This is a genomic window from Mycobacterium sp. TY815, from assembly GCF_030755135.1.
Lineage (GTDB): Bacteria > Actinomycetota > Actinomycetes > Mycobacteriales > Mycobacteriaceae > Mycobacterium.
In genome coordinates, this window is record NZ_JAUFRX010000001.1 from 3,432,687 (window position 1) to 3,458,147 (window position 25,461).

Sequence of the window (25,461 nt, forward strand, 5' to 3'; positions counted from 1 at the left end):
ACCGGCTGACCGGCCTCGTGCACGAAAAGCTCGGTGTGACAACGTTTCCGTGCTGATCCGGGGTCTCGCATGGCGTCACCCGCAGGGGGCACGCGGCTTGTCGGGCCGATTGGTGGGCTGGGATAGTCAACCCGGATGCAGCCACCGAGCTCTGGAGGGGATCGTGAGGGGCCACGACGTCGGCTCGCGGTTATCGGAACAACCTGAACAGACTCTGTCGACCGAACGTCAGAGCATCTACGCGGTGCTCCGGAAAGTCGACGAGTTGCAGCGCAGCCGCGAGGTGGATTTCGGGAGGGTGCTGCGCGACATCATCGCGATCACGGTCGCGGCGGTGCCGGGTGCTCGGTACCTCGGGGTCACTGCCTTCGACGGCTGCGGGGCGGTTCGCACGTTGATCGCCAGTCATCGCGATGCCGCGTTGTCGGACACCGTGCAGCGTGAGGTCGGCGAGGGTCCGTGCCTGTCGGCGGCTTGGGGGCGCCGCACCATCTGCATCGACGACCTGGCCGCTGATCAGCGCTGGCCGCGCTATCGCGACGTGGCACTGGAACGCACCGGTATCCGCTCGATGATCTCGTTCCCGCTGTTCACCGAGGAAGCCGCACCGGCCGCGTTCAGCGTGTACGCCGAATCTCGCTACGCCTTCACCGAGGAATCCGTCCAGCTGGGACTGATCTATGGGGCGCACACCAGCGTGGCGTGGAACGCGATCCGCAGTCAGCAGCACTTTCGCGCGGCGCTGGCCAGCCGGGACGTGATCGGTCAGGCCAAGGGCATCCTCATGGAGCGCTTCGATATCAACGCCGTGGGCGCCTTCGCGATGCTGCGCCGGTTGTCTCAGGAGTCCAACACCAAACTCGTGCACATCGCCGAGAAACTGATTCGGCTCGGGCGCGCCGGTGACGGGCCGGGTGACCGTCAGTGGCGCAACGTGTCGTGTGGCGAGCGTCCGTAGATCTCCCGGTAGTAGGCGGCGAACCGGCCGATGTGGGCGAAACCCCACCGATTGGCGATCTGCGTCACGGTGGTCGACTCGCGGGTGGCGCGCAGCAAGTCGTGGTGAGCACGGTGCAACCGCACCTTGCGCAGGTAGTCCATGGGCGTGCAGTCCAGGCGTTGCCGGAACATGTATTGCAGGGTCCGCGGCGTCACGTAGACATGTTCGGCGATATCGCTCAGCATGATCTCCCTGTGCGCGTTCTCCTCCATGAACGCGATGGCCCGTCGCAGCAGCACCGTGTCCAGCGGGTCAGCGTCGTAGCGCATGTCATAACTGAACGACAGCTCGTCGAAGGTGACCGGGCCCGACCATCGCCGCTGAATGCGGGCGCGGCGGTTGTCGCCGGTGGCCCCGATGCGCATTTCGGTGTAGTTGCGCACCAGGAAGTCTTCCGTTTCGCCCAGGTCGCAGCTGTCAAAGTCAAGAGAATCCATTACCTACGCCACCTTCACGGGTCACCCCCATCTTGCCCAGTACCAGCAAGTACCTCAACCTGCCGCCGGTTCACCGGCCCGGGTCACTCGGGTGCAACGCGATAATCCCGCCCTCTGTCCGCCCGCGCCCACAGCACACCATCCCCTGCCCGGGGGCCCTCGGCGATGAGTTCCCGCTTGAGGACCTTGTTGGTGGCGGTCCGCGGAAGTGCCGCGGTGATCCGCACGTACCTGGGCCATGCTTTCGGCGACAAGTCGGCCTGCGACGCGAGGAAATCGCGGAACTGCCCTGGGGTCACCGTCGCCCCGTCGTTCAGCACGACCGCCGCCATCACCTGGTCGCCGACACGCTCGTCCGGCACCGCATACACGGCGACGTGGTTGATCTCCGGCAACCGTTGCAGCACCCGCTCGATGGGGCCCGCCGCCATGTTCTCGCCGTCGACCCGCATCCAGTCCGCAGTGCGCCCCGCCAGATAGATCCAGCCATCGGCATCGCGGTAGGCCAGATCGCCCGACCAGTACATGCCGTGGCGCATCCGCTCATCGGTGGCTTCGGGATCGTTGTAGTAGCCGGTGAATCCACCGGCACCGAAGGTGTTCACGAGTTCACCAACGGCCTCGTCAAAGTTGACGAGCGCACCGTGCCGATCGAAAACGGCTGGCGCGCATTCGGTCACGGTGTCCGAGTGGTACACGCTGACCCCGGGATATCCCCTGCCGATCGAGCCCGCAGGCGTGCCGTCCTCGCGCATCACGACGACGGCGAACTCGCTGGAGCCGAAGCTGTCCACCACCCGGCAGCCGAAACGTCGGGCGAACCTGTCCAGATCGTGTTCGGTGGCCTCGTTCCCGAACGCCGCGCGCAAGGGGTTGTCGGCATCGTCGGGCTGCTCGGGGGTGGCCAGTATCAAGGCCAACGGTTTGCCGACGTAATTCATGTACGTCACTCCGTGTCGGCGGATGTCAGCGAGAAACCGTGACGGCGAGAATTTGGCCGGCACCATCGTCGCGCCGCAGGAGATGGCCACCGCCCACCCCGCCGCGACCCCGTTGGAGTGGAACAGCGGCATCGCCAGGTAGCACACATCTGCCGCGGAAAGCTCGAACCGCTCGACCAGGCTCGCACCGCACATGACCCCCATGGCGTGCGCGAACCGGACGGCCTTGGGATCACCGCTGGTGCCGGAGGTGAAGATGATCACCACCGGATCGGCACCGCTCACCTCAACGGGCGTCAGAGGGTGCGCCGCTGCCACACCATCCGCATAACTGGCGCTGTCGACATCGATCACTGGCAGTCCGGTGAGCTTGAGACCGTCGAGCAGACCGCGGTGTTCGGAGTCGACGAGCAGAAGTTGGCAGTCGGCCCTGCCGACGTCGGTGGCCAGGCCCGCTCCGCGCCGGGTGGTGTTGACGCCGCACAACACATAGCCGCCCAGTGCCGCCGCCGCCATGGACCGCAGCATCGCCGGAGAGTTGCCGAGCAGCGCACCGACATGCAGGGGACGGTCGGTTGCCATCACGCCGAGCAGAAAGGACGCCTCCGCGGATGCCTCGGCAAGGTGCTCACGCCAGGTCCAGCGCCGGTCGCCATACGCGACCGCGACGCTGTCATCGTCGGTGCGGGAACGCAGCAGTTGCTGGATGGTTTCGAACGGCATTACCTGTCAGCCTCTTTGGTGTAGTACAGCAACGTCACCGGCTGACCGGGTACATCGTGGAACACCGGCGCCACCCGCATCCCGACCCGGATCTGCCCGGGCTCGACATCGACCAGCTCGGTACTGACGCGCGGTCCGGCATCCCACTGCACCACCGCGAGCAACTGCGGCAGACGATCCGCCCACGGCGGGCCGGTCGGCCGGCGCGCCACGGTGTAGGTGTACAGCGTTCCGGCGCCGTCGATGTCGCGCCACTCCAGATCGTCGGCGAGGGTACCGGGCGCCAGCGTGCGCGGGTAGAAGACGTATCTGTCCGACGACGGTGAATATTGGATGCGAATACGGTGTTCGCGCAATGCATCCCAGAACGGCTGGGAAACCGGTGTCGCCTCGGGCAGCGGGCGCGGCTCGGTCATGTCAGTCACCCCCCAGCACCAGCGCCACCTGTTCACTCATGATCCCGCCATTGCCGGTCACGAAGGCGGCGTTGCAGTCGTGCACTTGCGCCGCAGCGGCCCTGCCCATGATCTGGCGGGCCCCGTCGACCACATGGTGCATACCGCCGGCCATGCCGGCCTGACCGTAGGACAGTTGCCCGCCGGCGGTATTGAGCGGGAAGTCGCCGCCGAAGGTGAGGTCATGCTCGGTCAACCACCTCATGCCCTCCCCTTTGCCGCAGAATCCGGCGTCCTCGAGTGTCATCAGCACGGTGATCGTGTAACAGTCGTAGATCGATGCGACGTCGACGTCGCCGCGTCCGAGACCGGCCATCGCAAAGGCCTTTTCGGCCGCGCGGGCGATCGGTGTGCGCAGTAGGTCGTCGGCGTAGGTGGGCGTTTTGAATCGGATGTGCTCCCCGAAACCCTTGATCCAGACGGGCCGGTGGCGGGCCGTGCGGGCGATGTCGGCATTGGCGATGAGCACCCCGGCGCCGCCCTGAACCCGCATCACGGTTTCCAGCATGTGGATCGGATCGGCGATCACCGGACTGTTCAGCACGTCGTCGACGGTGATCGGTTTACCGTGGAACACCGCCGACGGATGGGCACAGGCGTTGGTCCGCTGATCGACCGCAATTTTCGCCAACGCGGATGCGCCGTAACCGTATTCGGCGGCGTAACGCTGCGCGATCTGCGCATACGGTGCGTTCTGGCCGACGTTGCCGTAGGGGATCTCGAACTCGGCCTGCGGTGAGCCGTAGTTGTTGCTGGACGCCCCGTACCAGCCCAGGGTGCGGGCAGCCCGGGTGTGGGACCGCGGAATCTCCTGTGACCCCGGTACCACCGCCAGAACCGCGTCACAGATGCCGATTTCGACCGCTGCAGCGGAGCGCCACACCATGCCTGCGGCGGTGGCGCCGCCCAGATCGACGCGATCGCCGAAATCCAGTGGAATGCCGAGATATTCCGACAGCGTGGCCGGTGCGAACATGTCGGACTCCGCAATCCCGTGGCACGACAAACCATTCACCACGTCGGGTTTCACACCGGCGTCCTCGATCACCAGCTTTGCCAGTCGTGCGTACTGATCGAGGGTGAACGAGGGCGGTCCGCTCTGCCGCTTCTCGGCCGGCAGCTCGGCGATGCCGATGATGGCGGCCTCGCCGCGCAGTCCGGTCACGGGGTGGGCCTGTACGGCAGCGACACCGTCGCGGTGCCCGGCATCAACACGTCGTCGCCGCGCCGGCAGAAGATGTCCAGATCCACCAGCTGATCCCGCTTCCCGGTGACCACACCGCCGAAACGCAGTTCCTGGCCGGGATAGGCGATCGCGCGATTCTGCACCGAGAACGACACCAGCCGCCCTGCTCCGCCGATCCAGTCGGTGAGTGCCCGTGACAACAGCGCCGCCTGCAAGGGACCTTGCACAAGCACATTGTCGTAGCCTTCAACGTCGCGGGCCCAATCCTTGTCGTAGTGGATGCGATGTCCGTTGTATGTCGCGGCGCTGAAGAAGAACATCTGCGTCTCGGTGACGGTGACGGCCAGCACCGGTATTGCAAAACCGGTTTCGACATCGTCGACGTACACCTGCCCGGTCATGCGGGCCTGGCGATCATCGACATGGTGGACTCGGCGATGAGTTCCCGGTGCTGGTTGTGGTATTCGCCGCGCCAGGTCACCAACACGAATCTCCCTGAGCGCCCCTCCTTCTCCACCATCGAATCGATGGTGCGGACCATCTCGATCTCGTCGCGGTGGTAGGCCGGCCCGTGGAAGGTGGTGCTTTCGCCGCCTGCCATCCGCCGGGGTGCCCGCGGAAACGCCAGGCTGCCGGTCACCGCGCCGGACGACCCGTCCGGGCGCAATTCACCGAGCGCGCTCACGCCAAGGATGGCGTATTGCAGAAACAACGGCGGACAGACTATGTCGCGGTACCCGTGCGCGCGCGCGTAGTCGGTGTCGAACCACAGGGGGTTGTGATCGTCAACCGCGGCGGCCCAGCGTTGCCAGTCCCGCCTGTTCACCTCGCCGGTCGCGGTCGCCACTACGGCGCCGACTCGCGCGGCGGACTCCGGGTCAATCAGACTGTCCATCGTCCCCTTCCCGATTCATTTCACCCTCAAGCCATTTGGCGGCCACGTCGGCCCCACCACCCCAGGTCGACAGGACCCTGGCCCGCTCGGAGAACAGGTGCAGGTCGGTGTCGACGACATATCCCATCCCACCGTGCAGCTGATGCGCGTCGAGGGTGATCTGCCTGACCGCGGCGGCGTGCATTCTGGCGATCGCGGTTTCCCGGGTGCCGGTGCGACCGCGACCGATCCAGAACACCGCAGACTGCGCACTCAGCCTGGCCGCCGAGAGCGCGATGCGCATATCGGCCACCAGGTGTTGCGCCGCCTGGAACGACGCAATCGGCCGGCAGAATTGCTCGCGCATCGTGGTGTAGTCGACGGTGCGCTGCACCACCGCCTCACCCACCCCGACTAGATCCAGGGATAGCAGTGCCACAGCGGCATTGGCGACCCGACGCAATGCGGTGCGGCAGATATCGACGCCCAGAACACGGTTGTCGTCGTCGACCGGCACCTCGTCGAACGTGACCGTCCCGGCTCGGTGGCCTCCTGCCATCGGCAGCGCTTCGACAGCGACCCCGGTCGTCGTCAGGTCCATCACGAAAACACCGGTCGCGGAATCGGTTTCCGCCGCAACGATGATCAGGTCGGCCTGGTCGGCGGCGGCGACGAAGTCGGCCATCCCGGACAACCGCCACCGGCCGGCCGCATCGGCGGCGGCGCGCAACGGCGAACCCAGTATGGACGCGTCGCGCGGGTTCCACAGCGCGGTCGTGGCGCGCGAGCTTCCTCGGGTCAGGCGCGGCAGCCAGGCCGCCCGCGCACCCGGCCCACCCAGCCAGTCGATGGCCAACGCGGCTCGCAACGTGCTGTGAATAACGTCAGGGCACAACGCACGGCCCGCCTCGAGGCAGAAGATGCCCAGATCGCTCAGCGTCCCGCCCGAGCCGCCGTACTGCTCGCCGATCGCCAGCCCGAGCAGCCCGGCCCGGGCAAGATCGTCCCACAGCTTCGGCGGAACATGCCCGCCGTCGAGTTTCTGTGCGGCCAACAGGCTCCGGCACATCGCGGCCAGATCGCGTTCATCCTGATCGGGGAGTAGTCGCACCTGATCACCGCCCGTAGGACGGCATGCCGTAACCGCGCTGGGCGATCACATCCCGCAATACCTCGTTGGTGCCGCCGCCGAAGCGCATCAATGGCGATACCCGATAGAGACGCTCGAAGAATCCGCCGAGCGGCGCCTGGACACTACGGTGTGCCAGCAGCCCGTCCGGGCCCAGCAGATCAAGCGCCAGATCCGCGATGCGCTGCCGCAATTCGCTGGTGAAGATCTTCTCCACGCTCACCTCGACCGAGGGGATGCGTCCGCTGTCGAGCAGGGACGCCGCCTCGTATCCCATCAGCTTGGCGGCTTCGACATCTGCCTCCGCCTGCGCCAGGCGGCGACGGATACCGGCTTGGCGCGCCGGCACCGAGCCGTCGCGACACGGCTGGTGTGCCAGCTTCACCAGGTCGTCCAGGGCTCGGCGCAGATCACCCGCGTTGGTCAAGGCGCCCCATTCGAGATCCAGCGCCCCGGTGATGTAGGTCCAGCCCTTGTTCACCTCTCCGATCAGGTTGCCGAGGGGGACCCGCACGTCGCGGAAGAACGTCTCGTTGGTGCGGTAGCCCGACCAGGCGTACAGCGGTCGGACATCGACACCCGGGCTGTCGATCGGAACCATGATCACCGAGATCCCGCGGTGCCGCTTTGCGTCGGGATCGGTTCGTACGCATAGCCATTCGTGGGTACAGCGCTGCGCTCCGCTGTTCCATATCTTGGAACCCGTGATAACCCATTCGTCACCGTCGCGAACGGCCCGGGTGCGCAGGCTGGCCAGGTCGGTGCCGGCGTTCGGCTCGGAATAGCCGACGGCGCAGACCAATTCGCCCCGGGCGATGGGCGGCAGGAACTCCTGCTTGTTCTGCTCGGTGCCGTGCCGCATGATCATCGGCGCTACCGAGGTGACCGTGAGATCAGGTCCCGGCACACCCCAGTACTCGAACTCGCTCATCAACAGGTGCTGGTGCATCGCGGTCAGGCCCAGCCCGCCGTACTCGCGCGGCCAGCTCAGTCCGAACCAGCCGCGCTCGCCGATCTTGCGGCGGAATGCCGTCAGCTCGCCACCCTGAAATTCGAGGTCATGCTCAGCCATCTCGGCACGCAGCGCCGGGGTGACGTTGTCCTGCAGGAACTGCCGCACGTCGGCCAGCCACGCCCGCTGCTCGTCGTCGAGCTCGAACTCCACCATCGCGACATTAGTCCGCCTGCGCTATTTCGCTACCCCCGGTTGCGGAAAGCGCGGATTTCGCGCCCGCGACCTGGGCGCGCGACGATTTCGAGCTGCCCGACTACGAGATGGGCCGGACCTGCCGAGGATCGGTTCCGCGCAATTGCGCCCGTGGACCGTTCGTGTGCAGATAAAGCGCCGGCCCATCGGGTAGTCGACCGCAGGCACGCAAGTCCAGCAGGGCCGCCATCGCTTTCGCGGTATAGACGGGGTCGAGGTCAAGGTGTTCTGCGTCGTGCGCAAGCCGCAGTGCCCGGGCGCCCTCGGCCGTCGGGTGGCCATAGCCCCGGCCGAGCCAGTCGCGCAGCAGCAGAAGGCGATCTCCCGGAGTATCAGCAACGTGCGCCCCGCGGCGCCGCAGCAGGCGTGCGGCGCGACCAGCGAGCGAGGTGATCGATCGGCGGTCCAGGCGCAGCGTGTCGTTGACGACGACGCCGATCACCGTCGTGCCAAGACCGGCCAGCGCCAATCCGAGATGCAGACCGGCGACCGTGCCGCCGGATCCCACGGCCACCACGACGGACGCCGGCTCCGGCAACGCGCCCGCGTCGACCTGCGCGGCGATTTCCAGTGCGGTCTCGACGTATCCGAGGACACCCAGTGGGGAAGATCCGCCGGCGGGCAGCAAATAGGGCCGGCGGTGGCGCAGATACAGGTAGGGCACCGCCGCCGCTGTCCGGAGCTTGTTGTGCGTGAGGTAGATGTCCGCGCCGCAGGCACGCAAGCGTTTCAGCTGAGCCGTGACATGCTCGTCGACCGGCTGATCGATCAGCGCAAGCGCGGTGCGCAGGCCGAACTCGCGGCCGTATAGTGCGGTCGCCAGGCCCCAGTTGGTACCGAGTCCACCGAAGGTCAGAATCGTTTTGCGCCCAAGCCTTTTCGCTTCAGGTAGCAGCCACTCCAGTTTGCGCACTTTGTTGCCGCCCCAGCCTCCGTTACCGTAGGCGCCGTCATCCTTGATCCAGAGCGGCGAACCGGCGCCGCCCAGGCCGGACAGCATGCGCACCGGCGTGGGGCCGTCGCCGAGGTGGGCGCGGTGCAGGGTGTCGCGCAGTCCGGGGAAGCGCTCGTACAGGTAGGTAGTCACGGGAAAATTGTGCGGACCGAGGGAATCGGTGAGTCGACCGGCCCGACGCCGCACTATCGCGGTGACCGATCAGGCGCTTCGGCGCCGACGGCGCTCTCGTGGATTCTTGCCGCAGCAAGACTGGCCTAACTTTCACGATGCCAGGCGGCGCAGAAGTAGCGTGGCGTGACTCCAAAAAGTGGCGAATTGCATTTCCTTGCAATGCTATTCGGCACAAAAGCGGATCCTGATGTACCGAGATCTTCGAGGAGACGATCAAAACTGCACGAAGGGCAATGTCACCCAGTCAGCCGTGCTAGTGTCATACGGGATGTTTTTCGGCATCCATCCAGAATGAGAGAGTAGAAAAAGTATGGCACAGGGGACTGTGAAATGGTTCAACAGCGATAAAGGTTTCGGATTCATCGCTCCCGACGGCGACACCGGAGATGTGTTCGTTCACTACTCCGAGATCAACGGGAATGGCTACCGATCGCTCGAAGAGAACCAGCGAGTCCAATTCGACATCGGGCAAGGCGCCAAGGGGCCGCAGGCCACGGGAGTGACCGTCATATAACCCGACATTCTTCAAGTAAGGGCCGGCAGGCGACGTCCTGCCGGCCCTTACTCTATTCCGGGCGGATTTCGACCATACGCGATCCACCAGCCCGTATGGCGGAGCTGCTTTCACTCGGGTAAAGCGAGTCGATAAACCCGGTACATCGGGTCAAATTCGTTGACAAGCGTCATACTGCGGCCATACATTATCTGACAGTTGTCCGGGCGGCCTGTGGACCCTGGGCTGCACTTCAGTGGCAGGTGGCGAGCGATGAAAAATTCCGCACCAGATCCGGGTCGCGCCAACTCGCCGGGCACACCGCCGGGGCGATCATGACTGTCGGGACCACTCCCCCAAGCGTTTTCGAGGCAGATCTGCCGACGCTGTCGTATAAACCCACCGAGACTCCGGCGGCCGTCTACCCGCGAATCCGGGAAGCGCAACGGCAGGCCCCCATCGCTCTGGGGCCGTTCGGACCCGAGGTGCTGTCATATCACCTGGTTCGTTCCGTGCTGCGCGACGGTCGTTTTCAGATCCCGCCGGGCCTGAACCTTGTTGTGCAAGGCATCACGTCTGGACCGCTGTGGGACAAGGTGATGAACAGCCTGCTGTGCCTGGAAGGTGACGCCCATCATCGGCTGCGCAGCCTGACGTCGAAGGCGTTCACACCCCGCGCCACCCTGCGCCTGCACGACACCATGGTGGCCGTGATGAACGATCTGATCGATCAGGTCGCGGACACGCGGCACTGCGACGTGGTCAACGACCTGGCCCGGCCCTACCCGGTGCCGATCATCTGCGCCCTGCTCGGCGCACCCCGCGAAGACTGGCAACGGTTTTCGCTGTGGGCCGACCAGATATTCAAGGCCTTCAGCTTCATCGCAGGCGTCAGTGAAATCGAGCCCGATGTCATGCGCGCCTGGGGCGAACTCGACGACTACGTCGACGAGATGGTCGCCCGGCGCCGGCACAGCCTCACCGAGGACCTGCTGTCGGAGCTTATCCGCGCCGAGGATGACGGTGACCGGCTCAATCCCGCCGAGTTGCGGATGCTCGCGGGAGGACTGCTGCTGGCGGGTACCGACACCACCAGGAATCAGCTGGCGGCGTCGGTGCACGTGCTGTGCGAGCACCCGGATCAGTGGGATTTGCTCGCGGAACGCCCCGAATTGGCGATGCGCGCCGTGGAGGAGACGATGCGCCACTCCCCCATCGCGTGCGGAACCCTTCGTCTGGTGACCGAGGATGCCGAGATCGACGGCTACCTCTTCCCGGCGGGCACCATGGTTCTGGTCAATACCGCTGCGGCCAACCGGGATCCGTCCGTCTACGACGACCCCGAACACGTCGACATCACCCGCGAAGGGGCGCCGGCGATACTGACATTCGGTGGCGGCATTCATTACTGCCTCGGCGCCAACCTCGCCAGGCGCGAACTCGCCGAGGCGCTGACGGTGCTCACCGGCCGGATCCAGAACCCCCGCATCGTCGGCCCCGCTCCGTGGAAGCCGATGGTGAGCTTGAGCGGGCCGCTGAGCCTGCCTATCGCGTTCGATCCCTAGTCGCGGCCGCCAGCACCTCGTCGAGCTCAGCCAGCGGCCGCGCTTCTCCGCCGTCGACCGACGCGGTGAGTTGCCCGCAGTCCACAGTGACCTCATAACTCGCCAGGCCATCCGGGAAATGCCGCAGCCGCAAGGTCACCACCGCTGCGCTGCGCCAGTCCGCAGAGTCTAGGTGCCAGCACGGATCGGTCAGCTCCAGCACCGTCAAATCTGTTGCACGATCCACCAATTGAGGAGTATCGACCCAATGAAAGGCACGCACCTCAAGCTGTTCCACCCGGACGATGTAGCGACCGTCGGGCGAGGCGCTCCGGTCTTCGCGCGTCACGGAACCGCCGGGCGGTGAGACGACCACGGGTGAGCCGACTCCAGTTGGGAGGCAATCCGGATCAGCACGTCCTCACGTCCGTACGCGGCAGCGAGCTGAACACCGACCGGCAGTCCATCGGCGTTGCGGTACAACGGCAGGCTGATCGCCGGCTGGCCGCTCATGTTGAATGGCGGTGTGAATGCGGCGAACTCGCCGCCGCGGCGCATCGGCGCCGTCGGATGGTCCGGACTGTTCTCGAATTCGGCGAGCGGCAACGGCGGCTCGGCCACCGTCGGGGTCAGCAGCAGGTCCCAGCCGTCGGCCCACCATTGCTGCAGTGCACGGCGGAACGCATACACCGCGTTCTCTGCCGCGGCGTAATCCACCGCAGTCACGTGCTTTGCCCGTTCGATCAGCACCCAGTTGACCGGCTCGATGTCCTCGGCTGTGACCTCGCGGCCGAGGGTTTCGCTGAACCCGCGCGCGGCCATCGCCATCTGGGTGGCCCACAGCGCCATGAACTTCTGCTGCAAACTCGGATCCGCCAGCGCCGACGGCCATGCGGGTTCGACGATGTGGCCGAGGCCCTCGAGCATCGATCCTGCAGCGCGCACCGCGGAGACGCAATCTTCGTGCACGAATCCGCCGCGCGGGTGGATATCGAGCAGCCCGATGCGCAACCTCCCAGGGTCGGCACCCAACTCCTGCAGATACGGACGTTCCGGTGCCGGCGCGATCACCGTGTCGCCGACTCCGGGCCCCCGCACCGCGTCGAGCAAGCCCGCGGTATCCCGGACGGTGCGGCTGACGCACAACTCGACACCGAGCCCCGCTTCGGCCCGCTTCGGGCCCACGGTGATGCGGCCCTGGCTCGGCTTGAGGCCCACCAGCCCGCAGCACGACGCCGGGATGCGGATGCTGCCGCCACCGTCTGAGGCGTTGGCGAATGGCACCATCCCGACCGCGACCGCCGCGGCCGCCCCGCCACTCGAGCCGCCCGAGGTCCGGTCCAGCGCCCAGGGGTTACGCGTCGGCCCCCAGGCCAGCGGCTGGGTGGTCGGCAGGCTGCCCATTTCGGGACTGTTCGTCCGGCCGGCGATGACGAGCCCGGCCGCCTTGAACCGGGACACCAGAGTGGTGTCCGCGGCGTCGACCTTGCCGGCCTCTTTGAGCGCCACGTTGCCGTTGGACAGGGTCTGTCCGGCGAAGCTGGTGTAGAGGTCCTTGAGCAGAAACGGCACACCGCGGAACGGGCCGTCTGGAAGACCGGGGTCGGCAGCCACCGAGCGGGCGTGCTCGAACCACTCGATGACCACGGCATTCAGGGCCGCATTGGACTGCTCGATGCGTGTGATTGCCGCGTCCAGCAGCTCCCCCGGACTCACTTCTCCCCGGGCGACCAGCGCCGCCTGGTCCGTGGCGTCCATCCAGCGTGTTTCTTCGGCAAGAGCACTCATGATGTCGGGTCTATCACGGCGGGCGATTTCTTCCGCAAAGCGCTCGATTCGCCGTGCACAAAAAACGCCTTTAGGCTCACAGCACACATGACTTAGCGGGGGGAACGCTGATGAGGGTGCTGAACAGCCTGTTCGCGTCCGGCTACATACGTGCGCTGGTCGCGTTGCCGGCATGCCTCGGGATCGCCGCCTGCTCCACGTCAGCGACCGTCACACCGCCCGCAGCACAGACCACGCACACCACGGTCAAGCCGCCGCCCAACACCGTCGCGCCGCAGCCGCCGCACGTCAGCCCACTGGCGAAAGATTGGAAAACCTACGGCGACACGGTGTACTTCGGCTGCCCCACGGAATTCTCGACCAGCAAATCCGCTCTGGAAGATATCCGGCCCAAAGTCCTCGACCCGAAAACTGCCGACCTGATCATGCCGGCGGTGCCGATGGTTGCTGCCGGCGAGACTGTCACCGGCGCGATGTGCGCGCTGTCGAACAACGTCGGCGACATGAAGGTCGTCTACGTCGTCGCGACCGCCGTGCCCGGCCAGAAACCGGAGGCGGTCAAGGCCACCGCCTACCTGTTCGATCTCAAATCGAGTCAGCCGCTGGCAACCCGCGAGGTGCTCCCGCCCGGACCCGGGCTGAAGCTCACCGCGGCCAAGGATTGGCGGCTGGCCCCGACCACCACCGGAGTGGCGTGGATCAACGCCTTCGACGATGCGCGGGGGACGCCGTCGCCTCCGAAAACCACGATCCTGTCCAATACCGATCTGGCCACCCGCTGGGAGGACCCCGAGCAGGCCCGGGTGTGGCAGGACGTGCTGTCATTCCAGCGCACTCCGGTGCCCGGTGGCCCGCTCGGCGCTGAATTGCGTTTGCCCACAGGGGAACCCGTCTACCAGGACAATGACGTGGCCACCGTGGACACCGAATTATCGGACGGGCCGGACAGACTCGTGCAAACCACGCACTGGGACTCGCACAATCCGCCGGTCATGTCGACCACCTTCTACGACCTGACCGCCCGGGCTCTTGTGAAATTCGGTGATGCCGAGCGCATTTCGGGGGGTGGGCTGGCCGCCACCCTGTCGGACGGCAAACTCTTCGTCGACGGGCGCGGCTCGGCCGGTTCCCAGTTCGGCTACGGCGTCTGGAATCTGCGCACCCAGCACTGGGACCTGCTCACCGCACGCGACGAGGCCAAGAAGCAACCGATTTCGAAATTGGCGTTCTTCGGCGACCATCTGTACGTCACCAACACCGGCGGCACCTATTCCGTGCTCGCGCTGCCGGCGACCAACCCGGTCGCTACCAACTGGACCGAGCGACCGTTCGGACGCATTTCCGGCTGGACCCTGGTGTGCAGCGGCGAGACCGCACCCCAGCAGAAGGGGGACTGCCGGGAGATCTTGTTGGTGCGCGACACCGACGGCCACTACCCGGGCCCCTGGTTCTGAGTCAGGAAAGCGTCCACTGCCGCGAGGTCGTAGGACCCCGCATCGGTGCCGACGCCGCGCGCGACCTGCGCCGCGGTGGCGCATCCCAGACGGGCCGACTGCGCCAGGTCACGCCCCAGCGCGCGCCCGAGAATGAACCCCGCCGAGAACGCGTCGCCGCACCCGGTGGTGTCCACGACGTCGACCGGATGCGCGGGCACCGCAATCGTCTCCCCGGGTGTAACGACCAGCGCGCCCTGGGCGCCCCGGGTCACCGCGACACAGCCGGCACCGGCTTCCAGCAGGGCCCTGGCACCTGTCTCGAGATCGGTAGCGCCGGTAAAGCCGAGCACCTGCTCGTCGTTGGGTAGCAGGTAATCGGTGTGCGGCAGCGCCTCGACTATCCACGCCAGCAGGCCCGGGTTGCCACCGGCCAGGATGTCGACCGACGTCGACAGCCCGTTGCCCTTGGCGCGTGTGAGCAGTGTTGCGGCGGCGGCTCCGCCCAGGAACTCCGGTCCGCCGAGATGCAGGTGCGCGCCGCGGGCGATGTCGTCGAGATCGAGAGCGTCCAGGGTGAGCGTGGCGTTGGCACCCGGACAGTGCCAGGCGGGCCGGTCGCCGTTGGGACGTACCGGGATGACCGAGGCCGAGGTCTGGGTGGACGTGGTGCGCGCGATGCCGGCGGTGTCGACTCCGTTGGCCGCGAGCAGCCCGAGCAGGGTGTCACCGAGCGCGTCGGTGCCGACGGCTCCGTAGGAGCGGACCCGGGCTCCCAGCCGGCTCAGCACCACGGCCGTGCCGCCCGCGGTGCCCGCCGGGGAGATCTTGATGGCCTCGACCAGCTGGCCCTCGGAGCCGTCCGGAATGGCGGTGACCCCCAGGACGTGAGTATCGAGAACGTGGACGCCGACGACGGCGATGTCGATCTGAGGCATCGCGCGATTGTCCTCCTTTGCGCTCACCCCTCGCGCGCCCGGCGCGCTCGGGCGCGTCGCTTCCCTTCGTGCATCGCGGCGACCCGCGCGACCGGGATGGAACGGCCTTGCTCGATGAGGTCGCTGGGCAGCCGTTGCGCCGCCGGCATCGACGCGCGCCACGGGTCGCGCCCGGCAAGGGCTGCGATCGCCGTGTGCACCGTGAACTCGGCGGGGTTCACCCGGTCGAGGTCCGACCAGTCCAGCGGAAACGACACCGGTGTACCGGCGCGCAACCGGGGACTGTAGGCGGCGGCGACCGTGGCGCCCCCGGCGCGCGTCGCATCGACGAAGACCTTGCCCGCGCGGTCCTCCATGATGAAAGCCGTTGTCGCCGAATCAGGATCGAGCGCTTCGGTGCGAGCGGCCAGCGCGCGGGTGGCCGCCGCGACGTCGGCGACGGGCGCCTGGTCGTCGACCGGCACGAACACGTGTACGCCTTTGGCGCCACTGGTTTTGACCGCGCCGGCCAGGCCGCAGTCCCGCAGCGCCCGACGCACCAGGTGAGCCACCCTGACCACTGCGGCGAAGTCGCCCTCGGCGGGCGGGTCGAGATCGAGCACCAGGTGCGTCGGCCGATAAATGTTGTCGGCCAAGCCCAGCGCGGGGTGGTATTCCACCGCACGCTGATTGGCGAGCCACAGCAGGGTTCGACGGTCGTCGCACACCGGGTAGTGCACCTGGCGGTGCGATGCCTCGGCCCAGATGGCAACCGTGCGCACCCAGTCCGGTGTGTATTTCGGCACGTTCTTCTGCATGAACGGCGCCCGCCCACGCAGCACCCGCAGGACGGTGAGCGGCCGCCCGGCCAGCCCGGGCACCATTCGGTCGGCTACCGCGTCCAGGTAGTCGACCAGGTCGCGCTTGCTTGCGCCGGCATCGGGACTCAGCGGCTGGTCGAGGTTGGTGAGATCGATCCCCGCGCGCTGCTCCCCGGCGCTCATATGCAAAGCCTATGCGCTCGTTGCCGACCGGGTCCGAACCGCCTGACGCGCGTTATCGTTGACCTTGCATGCAGTTCGTTCGAGGACAGAGTCAGATGATCGCAGCCAAGATGTTGATTGCAGCAGCGCTGACCGCGGGTTCGTTGATGGCCGCACCGTTGGCCCAGGCGAACTCTGGCCCCGGCGATCCGCCCTGTCCCCCCGCTGGATGCCAGTCGCCGCCGAAAGCCACCCCGCCACCAGTGCGGGGCGTGCTGGGATGCGTGCGCGGCGTCTGCATTCCGAACCCCCATCCGCCCTGGCAACGCCACTGATCTGAAGAGCGCCCGCCGCAATCGCTTTCGCGCGCAGGGGATAACGTCTGGGCCATGGGTGCTTTGGATGGCCGGGTCGCGCTGATCACCGGAGGGGCCCGCGGGCAGGGCCGCGCACATGCGGTGGCGCTGGCGGCCGAAGGCGCGGACATCGCCGCCGCCGACGCGCCGGGGCCGATGGCCGGTCTCACCTATCCGCTGGGTACCGAGGAGGATCTGCGCGAGACCGCCAGGTTGGTCGAGAACCTCGGACGCCGTTGTCTGCCGCTGGCCGTGGACGTCCGTGACTCCGCGCAGGTCGCCGCGGCCGTCGACCAGACGCTGCACGAGCTGGGCAGCCTGGACATCGCCGTGGCCAATGCCGGCATCGTCAGCACCGGACCGCTGGACGAGGTCAGCGACCAGGTGTGGCAACAGCTCGTCGACACCAACCTGACCGGCGTTTTCCATACCCTGCGAGCCGTCATTCCCGTGATGCGCCGGCAGCGCTTCGGCAGGATCGTGGTGACTTCATCGATGGGTGGCCGGATGGGGATCCCGGATCTCGCCGCGTACAACGCCACCAAGTGGGGCATCATCGGACTCGCCAAATCCGTCGCCCTCGAGGTCGCCAAAGAGGGCATCACCGTCAACGTCATCTGCCCGACCACCACCCAGACGCCGATGGTGCAGCCTGCCGGCGGCGACGATGTTCCCGACGATCTGGTGCGGCGCATGATGCGGGCCAACCCCATACCTCAACCGTGGCTGCAGCCCGAAGACGTCAGCCGCGGCGTCGTGTATCTGGTCACCGACCCGGGGGTCATCACGGGCAGCGTCCTGGAGGTCGGACTGGGCGGCAGCGCCCGCATACACTGATGTGCCTCCGCAAAGGGATGATGTGCTTACCAGTAGGCACCGGACGTGGAAGGCTCTTGACATGCCTGACCTAGCAGACCCCCGTTTTCTGGATGACCGCCTCGCGCACTGGGCCGCCACCAAGCCCGACGACGAGGCGATCGACTACCTGGACCGCAACTGGACCTGGGCGCAGTGGAACGACCGCGTGCGCCGTCTGGCCGGCGCGCTGAAGGCCTTCGGGATCAAGCGCGGCGATGTGGTGGCCTTCCTGGACAAGAACCATCCGGCGTGTGTCGAGTTGACCTTTGCCGCCGCATCATTGGGCGCGGCCAACGCGATCATCAACTTCCGGCTCGCGGCCGACGAACTCGACTACGTGCTCAACGACTCCGGGGCCAAGGTATTGATCGTCGGGGCGGAGTTGAAGCCGAGCATCGACAAGATCCGCGGCGACCTCACCCACGTCGAGCACGTCATCACGGTGACACCCGAAGGCGGCGACGCCGACGAGTATGAGGCACTGCTGGCCGGGGCGGCGCCGGCCAACCGCGCCGACGATGTCGAACCCGACGACGTGAGCATCATCATGTACTCCTCGGGTACCACCGGGCGCCCCAAGGGGGTGCAGCTGACGCAGGCCAACATGATCGCGCACACGGTCAACGCCCACGAAGGTTTCGAATTCGACCCCGGCGACAAGAGCATGGTGTCGATGCCGCTGTTCCACGTCGGCGGCTCGTCCTACGTGCAGTTCGGCATTCACGACGGGGTGCCGAGCGTGATGACGCGCGATGTCGACGGGATGACGCTGGCCGGGGCAATCCTCAAGGGCGCCAACCGAACATTCCTGGTGCCCGCGGTGCTGGCGAAGGTTCTGGAGTCCGGTGAGGACGCGGTGAAGCTGTTCGGCGCGCTCAAGACCTACTCGTACGGCGCCTCACCGATGCCGCTGCCGTTGTTGCGTGCGGCGCTGGAAGCCTGGCCCAACACCGACTTCATCCAGGCCTACGGGCTGACCGAATTGTGCGGTGTGATCAGCCATCTACTGCCCGACGCCCACCGCGCCACCGACCACCCGGAGCGGCTCAGCAGTGCGGGAACGCTGGTGCCGGGCGCGGAGGTGCGTGTCGTGGACCCCTACACGCTCAAGGACGTGGCGGCCGGCGAGCAGGGCGAATTGTGGTTCCGCTCAGCGCAGTTGATGAAGGGCTACCACAACAAACCGGAGGCGACGGCCGAGGCCATCACCGAGGACGGCTGGTTCCGCACCGGAGACATCGGCCGGGTCGACGACGGTGGCTACGTCTTCGTCGAGGACCGGCTCAAGGACATGATCATCTCGGGCGGCGAGAACATCTATTCGATCGAGGTCGAGCAGGTGCTGGCCGAACATCCGGCGGTGACGGAGGTCGCGGTGATCGGAGTGCCCGACGAGAAGTGGGGCGAGGTGGTCAAAGCCGTTGTCGCAGTGGAGGGTGAAGCCACCGAGGAAGAGATCATCGCGTTCGCCCGGGAACGGCTGGCCGCCTACAAATGCCCGAAAACGATCGACTTCGCCGATGAACTGCCGCGCAACCCGACCGGCAAGATCCTCAAGAAGGAGCTGCGCAAGCCGTACTGGGAGGGCCGCGACCGCGCGACCGTGTGAGGTCAGCGCGCCGGCGCGACCTCGGATGCCATCACGTCGACCGCCCGCTCCCACACCCGGTGCAGCCCAACCGCTTTGGTCAACACCGCGGTGAACTTGCGGTCGAGCTTGTCGGTAACCAGCACGCCGGGACCGTCCAGCGGGATGCCCGCGGCCGTCAGCGCCGCCGTCCCGTCGCCCCATGCTCCGATCGGCTTGCAGTGCCGGTATGCCTCCTGCAGCAACAGAACCAGCTTCAGGTCGTTGGCCGGCTTCGTTCCGGCGGCCACCACCACCGCGTCGAACTCGATGGACCTCGCGGTCAGCAATGTCCGCTCGACGATCACACTGCGCCGACCGGCTTTCAGGACACCGCCGATCGGTGCGGTCACCAGTGGCGTGGCGTTGAGGCCCAGGACCGCGTCGACGAGTTTCGACACGCCACCGAGGTCGGAGTCGGCGCCGGCGATGATGCCGATCTTGCGGCCATCGATCGGGCCGGGGGTTTCCACCACCTGAGACAGGGCGGGCGAGAGCACAACATCCTTGGGCGGGTTGCCTTTCGGCACCGGCAGTCCCAGCCCGACGGCCACCTGTTTGCACAGGTCCGCGTCGACATTGGCCAGGACTTGCAGCTGCCGTTCCTTGATCGCCTGCTCGTAGCACTTGCCGAGTTCGAAGGTGAACGCCTCGACGATGTGCGCCTGCTCGACGGTGGACAGGCTGCGGTAGAACATCGCCGGCTGGGTGAAGTGATCCTCGAACGACGACGGGTTCTCCCGCACCGTCGGCCCCTGCACCTGGCGCGGCGTCTGCACGTATCCGCCCTCGTCGGCACCGGCGACCAGCGGCTCGCCGTCGTCGATGCTGTTGGGACGGTACGGTGCCTGCCCCGTGTGAATCGCCGTCTGGTGCATGCCGTCTCGCAGCATGTCGTTCACCGGGCAGTGTGGCCGGTTGATCGGTAGCTGGGTGAAGTTCGGGCCGCCGAGGCGGGTCAGTTGGGTGTCCAGATAGGAGAACAACCGGGCCTGCAGCAGCGGGTCGTTGGTCGGCTCGATGCCGGGTACCAGGTTGCCCAGGTGGAAGGCCACCTGCTCGGTCTCGGCGAAATAGTTGGCCGGATTGCCGTTGAGGGTCAGCTTGCCGATCAGCTGCACCGGCACCGTCTCCTCGGGCACGATCTTCGTCGGGTCCAGCAGATCGATGCCGTCGAAACTGTCGGTGCCGTCGTCCGGCATGACCTGGATGCCGAGCTCGTATTCGAGCGGGGCACCCGCCTCGATGCCGTCGGCCATGTCGCGGCGGTGGAAGTCGGGATCGACACCGGCCGCGATCTGTGCCTCTTCCCAGACCTGGGAATGCACACCGGCCACCGGCTTCCAGTGGAATTTGACCAGGCTGGTTTTGCCCTTCTTGTTCACCAGCCGGAAGGTGTGGACACCGAATCCCTCCATGGTGCGATACGACCGCGGAATGCCCCGGTCGCTCATGTTCCAGAGCACGTGGTGGGTGGCCTCGGTGTGTAGCGAGACGAAATCCCAGAACGTGTCGTGCGCCGACTGAGCCTGCGGGATCTCCCGGTCGGGATGAGGCTTGGCGGCGTGCACCACGTCGGGGAACTTGATGCCGTCCTGGATGAAGAACACCGGAATGTTGTTGCCCACCAGGTCGAAATTGCCTTCGTCGGTGTAGAACTTGACCGCGAATCCTCTCGTATCGCGGACGGTGTCGGCCGACCCGCGTGAGCCCAGCACCGTCGAGAAGCGGCAGAACACCGGCGTCTTCTTGCCTTTGCGCGCCAGGAAGCCGGCCCTGGTCACCGACGCGGCGGTGCCGTAGGACTCGAACACGCCGTGCGCCGCGGCGCCGCGGGCGTGCACGACCCGTTCCGGGATGCGTTCGTGGTCGAAGTGGGTGATCTTCTCGCGAAGGTGGAAGTCCTCGAGCAGGCTCGGGCCGCGGTTACCGGCTTTCAGGGAGTGGTCGGTGTCGGGAAGACGCAGTCCCTGCGCGGTAGTCAGGTACCTGCCGCCCTGGGCCCGTGCGTCGTGGTCACCGACCTCTCCGTTGGTGTTGCCCGTGGCGCTGGTTCGCTTGGGGGCGGTCTGGTCGGGCTGGCGGCGCGGTGGCATGGCTGCTCCAAAGCTGGATCGTCGATTACGGGCGCTCGGGTACCCCGAACTTTCCGCCTTAAGCGGGAACGATTGACCGTTTGCGCGTGCGGGTACTTCCAGCGGCAGCCCTTGTTCCGGGCCCTGGCAGATTGAAGTGAGCGGCGATGGTCGGCTGGCTGGACAGATTGCAGCAGCGCAATCGCACCGTGGGCGTTGCCATCGCGGTGGTCTACAAGTACCTCGACGATCAGGGCGGCTATCTGGCCGCGCTGATCACCTACTACACCTTTGTGTCGCTGTTTCCGCTGCTGTTGTTGCTGACCACCGGCCTTGGGGTGCTGCTGGCCGGCAGACCCGACCTGCAGTCGCAGGTGCTGCAGAGCACGTTGAGCCAGTTCCCCGTCATCGGCAGTCAGCTGCACCAGCCTGAAGGTCTCAGCGGGGGCGCCGGCGCGGTCGCGGTGGGTATTGTCGGCGCCCTCTACGGCGGTTTGGGTGTCGGGCAGGCGCTGCAGAACGCCATGGATTCGGTGTGGGCGGTGCCGCGCCACGAGCGTCCCGATCCGATCCGGTCCCGCGTCCGCAGTTTCATTCTGCTGCTGGTGCTCGGTTCGGCGGCCCTCGTGACCACCTTGCTGTCCGCGATCGCGCACGTAACGGACGCACTCGGGCCATTCGGAAGAATCGGGGTCGCGCTGGCGGCGGTGGGCATCAACGCCGTGATCTGTCTGGTGGCCTTCCGGGTGACCACCGCACGGGAGCTGACCTACCGGCAGGTGCTCCCGGGAGCGCTTGCGGCGGCCGTCGTGTGGCAGATCCTGCAGTGGTTCGGCGCCGGTTACATCGGCCACGTGGTGAAAACCTCGAGTGCAACCAACAGCGTGTTCGCACTGGTCCTGGGAATGTTGGCGTTCCTGTTCCTGGTGTCTTCGACTCTGGTGCTATGTGCCGAGATCAACATGGTGCTGGTCGAAGGATTGCACCCCCGTTCCCTGCTCACTCCGTTCACCGACGACGCGGACCTCACCCCCGCGGACCGCAAGACCTACACCAGGAAAGCCAAAGCCGAACGGGTCAAAGGCTTTCAGCGCGTCAGTGTCCGGTTCAACGATTCCAACCGTAAACCCACTGGCGTATCCTGAACCGACCGTGCCGCTATCACGTTGCGGTGCAAGCAGATACCGAAGGAACTCATGGACTTCCGCGCTTTCGTCGAGCCGCAGCAGGGTGCCACCTACGCCGACCAGCTGGCCGTTGCCCGGTCCGCCGAGGATCTCGGCTTCGACGCGTTCTTCCGCTCCGATCATTACCTGGCCATGAGCGGTGACGGCGGGCCGGGACCCACCGACTCGTGGGTGACGCTCGGTGCGATCGCCCGGGAGACGTCGCGCATCCGGTTGGGCACGCTGGTGACGTCGGCAACCTTCCGCTATCCGGGGCCGCTGGCCATCGCGGTGGCGCAGGTGGACGAAATGAGCGGTGGTCGTGTGGAATTCGGACTCGGCAGCGGCTGGTTCGAAGCAGAGCATCAGGCGTACGGGATACCGTTTCCGTCGGTAGGGGAACGGTTCGACCGGCTCACCGAACAGCTCGCCGTCATCACCGGGTTGTGGACGACACCGAAGGGAGAGACCTTCGGTTACGCGGGCGAGCACTACACGATCGCCGACTCGCCGGCACTGCCCAAGCCGGTGCAGGACCCGCATCCGCCGATCGTGATCGGCGGTACCGGCGCCAAACGGACCCCAGCGCTGGCCGCCCGGTACGCGGCCGAGTTCAACGTGCCGTTCGCGACGATCGACGTGGTCGGCAAACAGTTCCAGCGAGTAGCGGACGCCGTCGCGGCGGCAGGCCGCGCGCCCGATTCCATCGTCTACTCGAGCGCTTTCGTCTTGTGTGCCGGCCGCGACGAGGCTGAGGTGGCGCGGCGCGCTGCGGTGATCGGCCGGGAGGTCGACGAGATGCGCTCCAACAGCCCGCTGGTTGGCACGCCGTCCGAGATCGTCGACAAGCTGGGACCGTGGAGCGAACTGGGCGTGCAACGTGTGTATGCGCAGGTGCTCGACATGTCGGATCTGGCGCATCTGGAGCTGTTGGCCAGTGACGTGATGCCGCAGGTGCGGTAGCCGCCGGCGCCGCTCTCAGGCGTTTCGGCCGAGTCTTCGCAGCGCGGCCCGGGCGGCGAGGTGGCCGCACATGCCGTGCACGCCGCCACCCGGTGGCGTCGACGCCGAGCAGAGATAGTAGGAGTCGACGCCGAGCCAATAGGGGTCGACCGCCAGTCGTGGCCGCGCAAAGAAGGCCCTGATATCCATGGACCCACCGTTGATGTCGCCGCCCACATTGTTCGGGTTCACCCGTTGCAGGTCGCGGGGCTGGTGTTCGGCGACGGCCGCGATGCGGTCCCGGAAACCGGGCGCGAATCGCTCGACCTGCCGCAGTATCGCCGGGGTGGCATCGCCGGTGAAACCGTGTGGCACGTGCGCATAGGCGTAGATGGGTACCAGCCCGCCGGTGGCCCTGCCCGGGTCCATCAGCGCCTGCTGCGCGACGATGACAAAGGGGCGCTCCGGCAGCTGCCCTCTGGCGGTGGCACGTTCGGCAGCGACGACGTCCCGCTCGCTGCCACACACGTGCACGGTGCCGGCCCGGCGGGCTTCGGGGTTGGCCCATGGAACCCCTTCGTGCACAGCCAAATCCAGCTTGTAAGCCGCCGGCCCGTAGCGTTGCCTGCCCAACGCCCGACGCACCCGCACCGGCAGACGTGCACCAAGTAGCTTCGACGGGAGGCCGGGACCGGTGTCGAAAAACACCATGTCGTATCCCGTCAGCTGGCTCAATTCGCAAACGTCGACGCCGATTTCGATCCGGCCGCCGAGTGAACGCAGGATTCCGGCGAGCCCGTCCGCGAGTCGGGCGGTTCCACCGACGACACAAGGCCAGCCGTACCGGTGGGCAATCGCGCCGAACATCATCGCGAAGGCCGCGGTCGGCGGTCGGCTCAGCGGTACCCAGGCGTGCGCCGCGTTGCCGGCGAACAGGGCCCGCGCCTGCCGGGTACGAAACCAGCGGGCCATCGCCGTTGCCGGCATCATCGCTGGTAAACCGAACATTGCCAGGCGAACTGGTCGGTGCGGGACCTTGAGCACGGGCGACAACAGATCGTTGGCGAGTTCGTCATAGTTGCGGGCCAACGGACCGAACAGAGCCGACCAACGCCGGCCGTCAGCGCCGAGCCCCTCAGCCGTCTGCGGCAGGGAGCGGTACAGAACGCCGGCCGCGCCCCCATCGAGCGGATGCGCCAGATCGATGTCCGGCCACGCCCACCGCACACCATGCGATTCCAGGTCCAGCGATTTCATGAATGGCGATGACACCGCCGTCGGAACAATGGCCGCGCAGTGATCGTGCAGCAGACCCGGCAGCGTCTGCTCGCCGGATCGCAGACCACCGCCAACTGTCGTCGCCGATTCGACGACAGTGACGGTGATCCCTGCCCTGGCGAGGGTGATCGCCGCGGACAATCCATTAGGGCCTGAACCCACCACCAGGGCCGTGGTCATCGCGGACCCACCGACCGGTGGGCTTTCTTGGCGGCGACACCGTCGTGTTCATCGACAGCCAGCGGTACGCACACTGTCGGCATGGTCCACCCCCGGGCGCCGGATGTTGAACAGCGTACCGCTCACCACCCCGGCCGGCGTCGGTGAGCGATGCTCAGTGCGAAGTCAGTTGTCGTTGTTCACTTTTCATGCATACCGAGATTAGTGATTGCCAACCACTAACCCATCTGAGCGGAGGACGACCCGATCGCTTCTTGGTCACGCAGCAATTGCTGGCAGAGCGCGTGGTGCTCGCGAGCTGGCGGCAGGCATGCCGACTGTTCTTGGGGGCTTGAGTATCTGAAGTGACATGCCAATTCTGCCCGGTAGGCTTGGGCGACTTTCACTGAGTTCGTCGCGAGGAAATTGATGTGACGGGACAAGTCCTGCGAGCAGATCTGGAGGCGTTGGCGCGGTTGAAGCCGGACATCGACCGGTTGGCCGCCGAGGTAAGCCAGGGCGTGCCCGGGCTGATCATGATGGACGGAGTGGTCGACGCTGGAGCGGTGCCGTCTTTGGCTGCGGCCCAACAGATGTCGACGCGAACCTTGCCGGTGATCAGGGCTGCGGTGGCCGGTCGATTCACGAGGATCGCGGAGTTGATCGATCTGGCACGCCAAGGTTTCATTGCCAGCGAGGATGAGCTCCTGAACGTGGTTCATACGATGCCTACCCTGCTGCGGACGGCAGCAGGGTAGCGC

25 protein-coding genes are annotated in these 25,461 nt (G+C 66.6%); 9 read left to right on the plus strand and 16 right to left on the minus strand.

Going from position 1 to position 25,461, the window contains the following annotated elements:
- The first annotated feature begins 163 nt into the window (after positions 1 to 163).
- On the plus strand, positions 164 to 958 hold the full coding sequence (locus tag QXK92_RS14805; protein ID WP_306242361.1) for a GAF and ANTAR domain-containing protein: 795 nt from the start codon (positions 164 to 166) through the stop codon (positions 956 to 958).
- Here the strand turns inward: QXK92_RS14805 and QXK92_RS14810 are convergent.
- From QXK92_RS14810 to QXK92_RS14850, 9 genes are all read right to left on the minus strand, one after another.
- On the minus strand, positions 922 to 1,437 hold the full coding sequence (locus tag QXK92_RS14810; RefSeq protein ID WP_306242363.1) for a helix-turn-helix domain-containing protein: 516 nt from the start codon (positions 1,435 to 1,437) through the stop codon (positions 922 to 924). The genes QXK92_RS14805 and QXK92_RS14810 overlap by 37 nt on opposite strands.
- 83 nt (positions 1,438 to 1,520) lie before the next feature.
- Positions 1,521 to 3,101 carry a fatty-acid--CoA ligase FadD1 gene (gene fadD1, locus QXK92_RS14815; RefSeq protein WP_306242364.1) on the minus strand — a complete coding sequence of 527 codons (1,581 nt, stop codon included), beginning with the start codon at positions 3,099 to 3,101 and terminating at the stop codon, positions 1,521 to 1,523.
- Positions 3,101 to 3,517, minus strand: coding sequence for a Zn-ribbon domain-containing OB-fold protein (locus QXK92_RS14820; RefSeq protein ID WP_306242366.1), 417 nt, complete (start codon positions 3,515 to 3,517; stop codon positions 3,101 to 3,103). The genes fadD1 and QXK92_RS14820 overlap by 1 nt, the downstream gene beginning before the upstream one ends.
- A gap of 1 nt (position 3,518) precedes the next feature.
- Positions 3,519 to 4,721, minus strand: a complete 1,203-nt coding sequence (locus tag QXK92_RS14825; RefSeq protein ID WP_306242367.1) for a thiolase family protein — start codon at positions 4,719 to 4,721, stop codon at positions 3,519 to 3,521.
- The gene (locus tag QXK92_RS14830; protein WP_306242368.1) at positions 4,718 to 5,143 is read right to left on the minus strand and encodes a MaoC/PaaZ C-terminal domain-containing protein; all 426 of its coding nucleotides are present in this window, start codon (positions 5,141 to 5,143) and stop codon (positions 4,718 to 4,720) included. Before QXK92_RS14830 ends, QXK92_RS14825 begins: the two co-directional genes overlap by 4 nt.
- Entirely contained in the window at positions 5,140 to 5,637 is a 498-nt protein-coding gene (locus tag QXK92_RS14835; protein WP_306242370.1) for a MaoC family dehydratase N-terminal domain-containing protein, read from the minus strand. Before QXK92_RS14835 ends, QXK92_RS14830 begins: the two co-directional genes overlap by 4 nt.
- Positions 5,621 to 6,727, minus strand: a complete 1,107-nt coding sequence (locus QXK92_RS14840; RefSeq protein ID WP_306242373.1) for an acyl-CoA dehydrogenase family protein — start codon at positions 6,725 to 6,727, stop codon at positions 5,621 to 5,623. The genes QXK92_RS14835 and QXK92_RS14840 overlap by 17 nt, the downstream gene beginning before the upstream one ends.
- A gap of 4 nt (positions 6,728 to 6,731) precedes the next feature.
- Entirely contained in the window at positions 6,732 to 7,910 is a 1,179-nt protein-coding gene (locus QXK92_RS14845; RefSeq protein ID WP_306242375.1) for an acyl-CoA dehydrogenase family protein, read from the minus strand.
- Between the two features lie 103 nt (positions 7,911 to 8,013).
- Positions 8,014 to 9,039, minus strand: coding sequence for a 1-aminocyclopropane-1-carboxylate deaminase/D-cysteine desulfhydrase (locus QXK92_RS14850; protein ID WP_306242377.1), 1,026 nt, complete (start codon positions 9,037 to 9,039; stop codon positions 8,014 to 8,016).
- A gap of 352 nt (positions 9,040 to 9,391) precedes the next feature.
- Here QXK92_RS14850 and QXK92_RS14855 point away from each other — a divergent pair, with 352 nt between their 5' ends.
- Positions 9,392 to 9,595, plus strand: coding sequence for a cold-shock protein (locus QXK92_RS14855; RefSeq protein ID WP_055578804.1), 204 nt, complete (start codon positions 9,392 to 9,394; stop codon positions 9,593 to 9,595).
- Between the two features lie 314 nt (positions 9,596 to 9,909).
- Positions 9,910 to 11,139, plus strand: coding sequence for a cytochrome P450 (locus tag QXK92_RS14860; protein ID WP_306244437.1), 1,230 nt, complete (start codon positions 9,910 to 9,912; stop codon positions 11,137 to 11,139).
- Here QXK92_RS14860 and QXK92_RS14865 read toward each other — a convergent pair.
- Both QXK92_RS14865 and QXK92_RS14870 read right to left on the minus strand, forming a co-directional pair.
- Positions 11,120 to 11,467, minus strand: coding sequence for a hypothetical protein (locus QXK92_RS14865; RefSeq protein WP_306242379.1), 348 nt, complete (start codon positions 11,465 to 11,467; stop codon positions 11,120 to 11,122). The two genes, QXK92_RS14860 and QXK92_RS14865, sit on opposite strands and share 20 nt — an antisense overlap.
- The gene (locus tag QXK92_RS14870; protein ID WP_306242381.1) at positions 11,464 to 12,876 is read right to left on the minus strand and encodes an amidase; all 1,413 of its coding nucleotides are present in this window, start codon (positions 12,874 to 12,876) and stop codon (positions 11,464 to 11,466) included. Before QXK92_RS14870 ends, QXK92_RS14865 begins: the two co-directional genes overlap by 4 nt.
- A 140-nt stretch (positions 12,877 to 13,016) precedes the next feature.
- Between QXK92_RS14870 and QXK92_RS14875 the strand changes: the two genes are divergently transcribed.
- The gene (locus QXK92_RS14875) at positions 13,017 to 14,360 is read left to right on the plus strand and encodes a hypothetical protein (RefSeq protein ID WP_306242383.1); all 1,344 of its coding nucleotides are present in this window, start codon (positions 13,017 to 13,019) and stop codon (positions 14,358 to 14,360) included.
- On the opposite strand, the gene QXK92_RS14880 is transcribed toward QXK92_RS14875, so the two are convergent.
- The 3 genes from QXK92_RS14880 to QXK92_RS14890 all read right to left on the minus strand — a co-directional run bounded on the left by QXK92_RS14880 (position 14,339) and on the right by QXK92_RS14890 (position 16,540).
- Positions 14,339 to 15,277, minus strand: a complete 939-nt coding sequence (locus tag QXK92_RS14880; RefSeq protein WP_306242385.1) for a carbohydrate kinase family protein — start codon at positions 15,275 to 15,277, stop codon at positions 14,339 to 14,341. The two genes, QXK92_RS14875 and QXK92_RS14880, sit on opposite strands and share 22 nt — an antisense overlap.
- Before the next feature lie 23 nt (positions 15,278 to 15,300).
- Positions 15,301 to 16,260, minus strand: a complete 960-nt coding sequence (locus tag QXK92_RS14885; protein WP_306242387.1) for a DNA polymerase domain-containing protein — start codon at positions 16,258 to 16,260, stop codon at positions 15,301 to 15,303.
- Positions 16,261 to 16,351: 91 nt separating this feature from the next.
- Positions 16,352 to 16,540, minus strand: coding sequence for a hypothetical protein (locus QXK92_RS14890; protein WP_306242389.1), 189 nt, complete (start codon positions 16,538 to 16,540; stop codon positions 16,352 to 16,354).
- A gap of 88 nt (positions 16,541 to 16,628) precedes the next feature.
- Here QXK92_RS14890 and QXK92_RS14895 point away from each other — a divergent pair, with 88 nt between their 5' ends.
- Positions 16,629 to 17,432: a mycofactocin-coupled SDR family oxidoreductase gene (locus QXK92_RS14895; protein ID WP_306242391.1), complete on the plus strand. Its 804-nt coding sequence runs from the start codon at positions 16,629 to 16,631 to the stop codon at positions 17,430 to 17,432.
- Positions 17,433 to 17,493: 61 nt separating this feature from the next.
- Positions 17,494 to 19,062, plus strand: coding sequence for a long-chain-fatty-acid--CoA ligase (locus tag QXK92_RS14900; protein WP_306242393.1), 1,569 nt, complete (start codon positions 17,494 to 17,496; stop codon positions 19,060 to 19,062).
- Positions 19,063 to 19,064: 2 nt separating this feature from the next.
- Here the strand turns inward: QXK92_RS14900 and QXK92_RS14905 are convergent, their stop codons facing one another.
- Positions 19,065 to 21,176: a catalase gene (locus tag QXK92_RS14905; protein WP_306242395.1), complete on the minus strand. Its 2,112-nt coding sequence runs from the start codon at positions 21,174 to 21,176 to the stop codon at positions 19,065 to 19,067.
- A gap of 146 nt (positions 21,177 to 21,322) precedes the next feature.
- Between QXK92_RS14905 and QXK92_RS14910 the strand changes: the two genes are divergently transcribed.
- A complete protein-coding gene (locus QXK92_RS14910) occupies positions 21,323 to 22,300 on the plus strand; it encodes a YihY/virulence factor BrkB family protein (protein ID WP_306242398.1) in 978 nt (325 codons plus the stop codon).
- Positions 22,301 to 22,351: 51 nt separating this feature from the next.
- Positions 22,352 to 23,284 (plus strand): LLM class F420-dependent oxidoreductase, encoded by a 933-nt coding sequence (locus QXK92_RS14915; RefSeq protein WP_306242400.1) that lies wholly within the window; start codon positions 22,352 to 22,354, stop codon positions 23,282 to 23,284.
- A gap of 15 nt (positions 23,285 to 23,299) precedes the next feature.
- Here the strand turns inward: QXK92_RS14915 and QXK92_RS14920 are convergent, their stop codons facing one another.
- On the minus strand, positions 23,300 to 24,721 hold the full coding sequence (locus tag QXK92_RS14920) for an NAD(P)/FAD-dependent oxidoreductase (protein ID WP_306242402.1): 1,422 nt from the start codon (positions 24,719 to 24,721) through the stop codon (positions 23,300 to 23,302).
- A gap of 410 nt (positions 24,722 to 25,131) precedes the next feature.
- On the opposite strand from QXK92_RS14920, the gene QXK92_RS14925 reads away from it, so the two are divergent.
- Positions 25,132 to 25,458 (plus strand): hypothetical protein, encoded by a 327-nt coding sequence (locus QXK92_RS14925; protein ID WP_306242404.1) that lies wholly within the window; start codon positions 25,132 to 25,134, stop codon positions 25,456 to 25,458.
- Positions 25,459 to 25,461 lie beyond the last annotated feature (3 nt).

Bases quoted from the DNA above. Each gene is read 5' to 3' on its own strand.
- QXK92_RS14810 (WP_306242363.1), bottom strand. From the start codon at position 1,437: ATGGATTCTCTTGACTTTGACAGCTGCGACCTGGGCGAAACGGAAGAC.
- fadD1 (WP_306242364.1), bottom strand. From the start codon at position 3,101: ATGCCGTTCGAAACCATCCAGCAACTGCTGCGTTCCCGCACCGACGAT.
- QXK92_RS14820 (WP_306242366.1), bottom strand. From the start codon at position 3,517: ATGACCGAGCCGCGCCCGCTGCCCGAGGCGACACCGGTTTCCCAGCCG.
- QXK92_RS14830 (WP_306242368.1), bottom strand. From the start codon at position 5,143: ATGACCGGGCAGGTGTACGTCGACGATGTCGAAACCGGTTTTGCAATA.
- QXK92_RS14835 (WP_306242370.1), bottom strand. From the start codon at position 5,637: ATGGACAGTCTGATTGACCCGGAGTCCGCCGCGCGAGTCGGCGCCGTA.
- QXK92_RS14855 (WP_055578804.1), top strand. From the start codon at position 9,392: ATGGCACAGGGGACTGTGAAATGGTTCAACAGCGATAAAGGTTTCGGA.
- QXK92_RS14860 (WP_306244437.1), top strand. From the start codon at position 9,910: ATGACTGTCGGGACCACTCCCCCAAGCGTTTTCGAGGCAGATCTGCCG.
- QXK92_RS14870 (WP_306242381.1), bottom strand. From the start codon at position 12,876: ATGGACGCCACGGACCAGGCGGCGCTGGTCGCCCGGGGAGAAGTGAGT.
- QXK92_RS14875 (WP_306242383.1), top strand. From the start codon at position 13,017: ATGAGGGTGCTGAACAGCCTGTTCGCGTCCGGCTACATACGTGCGCTG.
- QXK92_RS14880 (WP_306242385.1), bottom strand. From the start codon at position 15,277: ATGCCTCAGATCGACATCGCCGTCGTCGGCGTCCACGTTCTCGATACT.
- QXK92_RS14885 (WP_306242387.1), bottom strand. From the start codon at position 16,260: ATGAGCGCCGGGGAGCAGCGCGCGGGGATCGATCTCACCAACCTCGAC.
- QXK92_RS14890 (WP_306242389.1), bottom strand. From the start codon at position 16,540: ATGCAGACGCCGCGCACGCATCCCAGCACGCCCCGCACTGGTGGCGGG.
- QXK92_RS14895 (WP_306242391.1), top strand. From the start codon at position 16,629: ATGGGTGCTTTGGATGGCCGGGTCGCGCTGATCACCGGAGGGGCCCGC.
- QXK92_RS14900 (WP_306242393.1), top strand. From the start codon at position 17,494: ATGCCTGACCTAGCAGACCCCCGTTTTCTGGATGACCGCCTCGCGCAC.
- QXK92_RS14905 (WP_306242395.1), bottom strand. From the start codon at position 21,176: ATGCCACCGCGCCGCCAGCCCGACCAGACCGCCCCCAAGCGAACCAGC.
- QXK92_RS14910 (WP_306242398.1), top strand. From the start codon at position 21,323: ATGGTCGGCTGGCTGGACAGATTGCAGCAGCGCAATCGCACCGTGGGC.
- QXK92_RS14915 (WP_306242400.1), top strand. From the start codon at position 22,352: ATGGACTTCCGCGCTTTCGTCGAGCCGCAGCAGGGTGCCACCTACGCC.
- QXK92_RS14920 (WP_306242402.1), bottom strand. From the start codon at position 24,721: ATGACCACGGCCCTGGTGGTGGGTTCAGGCCCTAATGGATTGTCCGCG.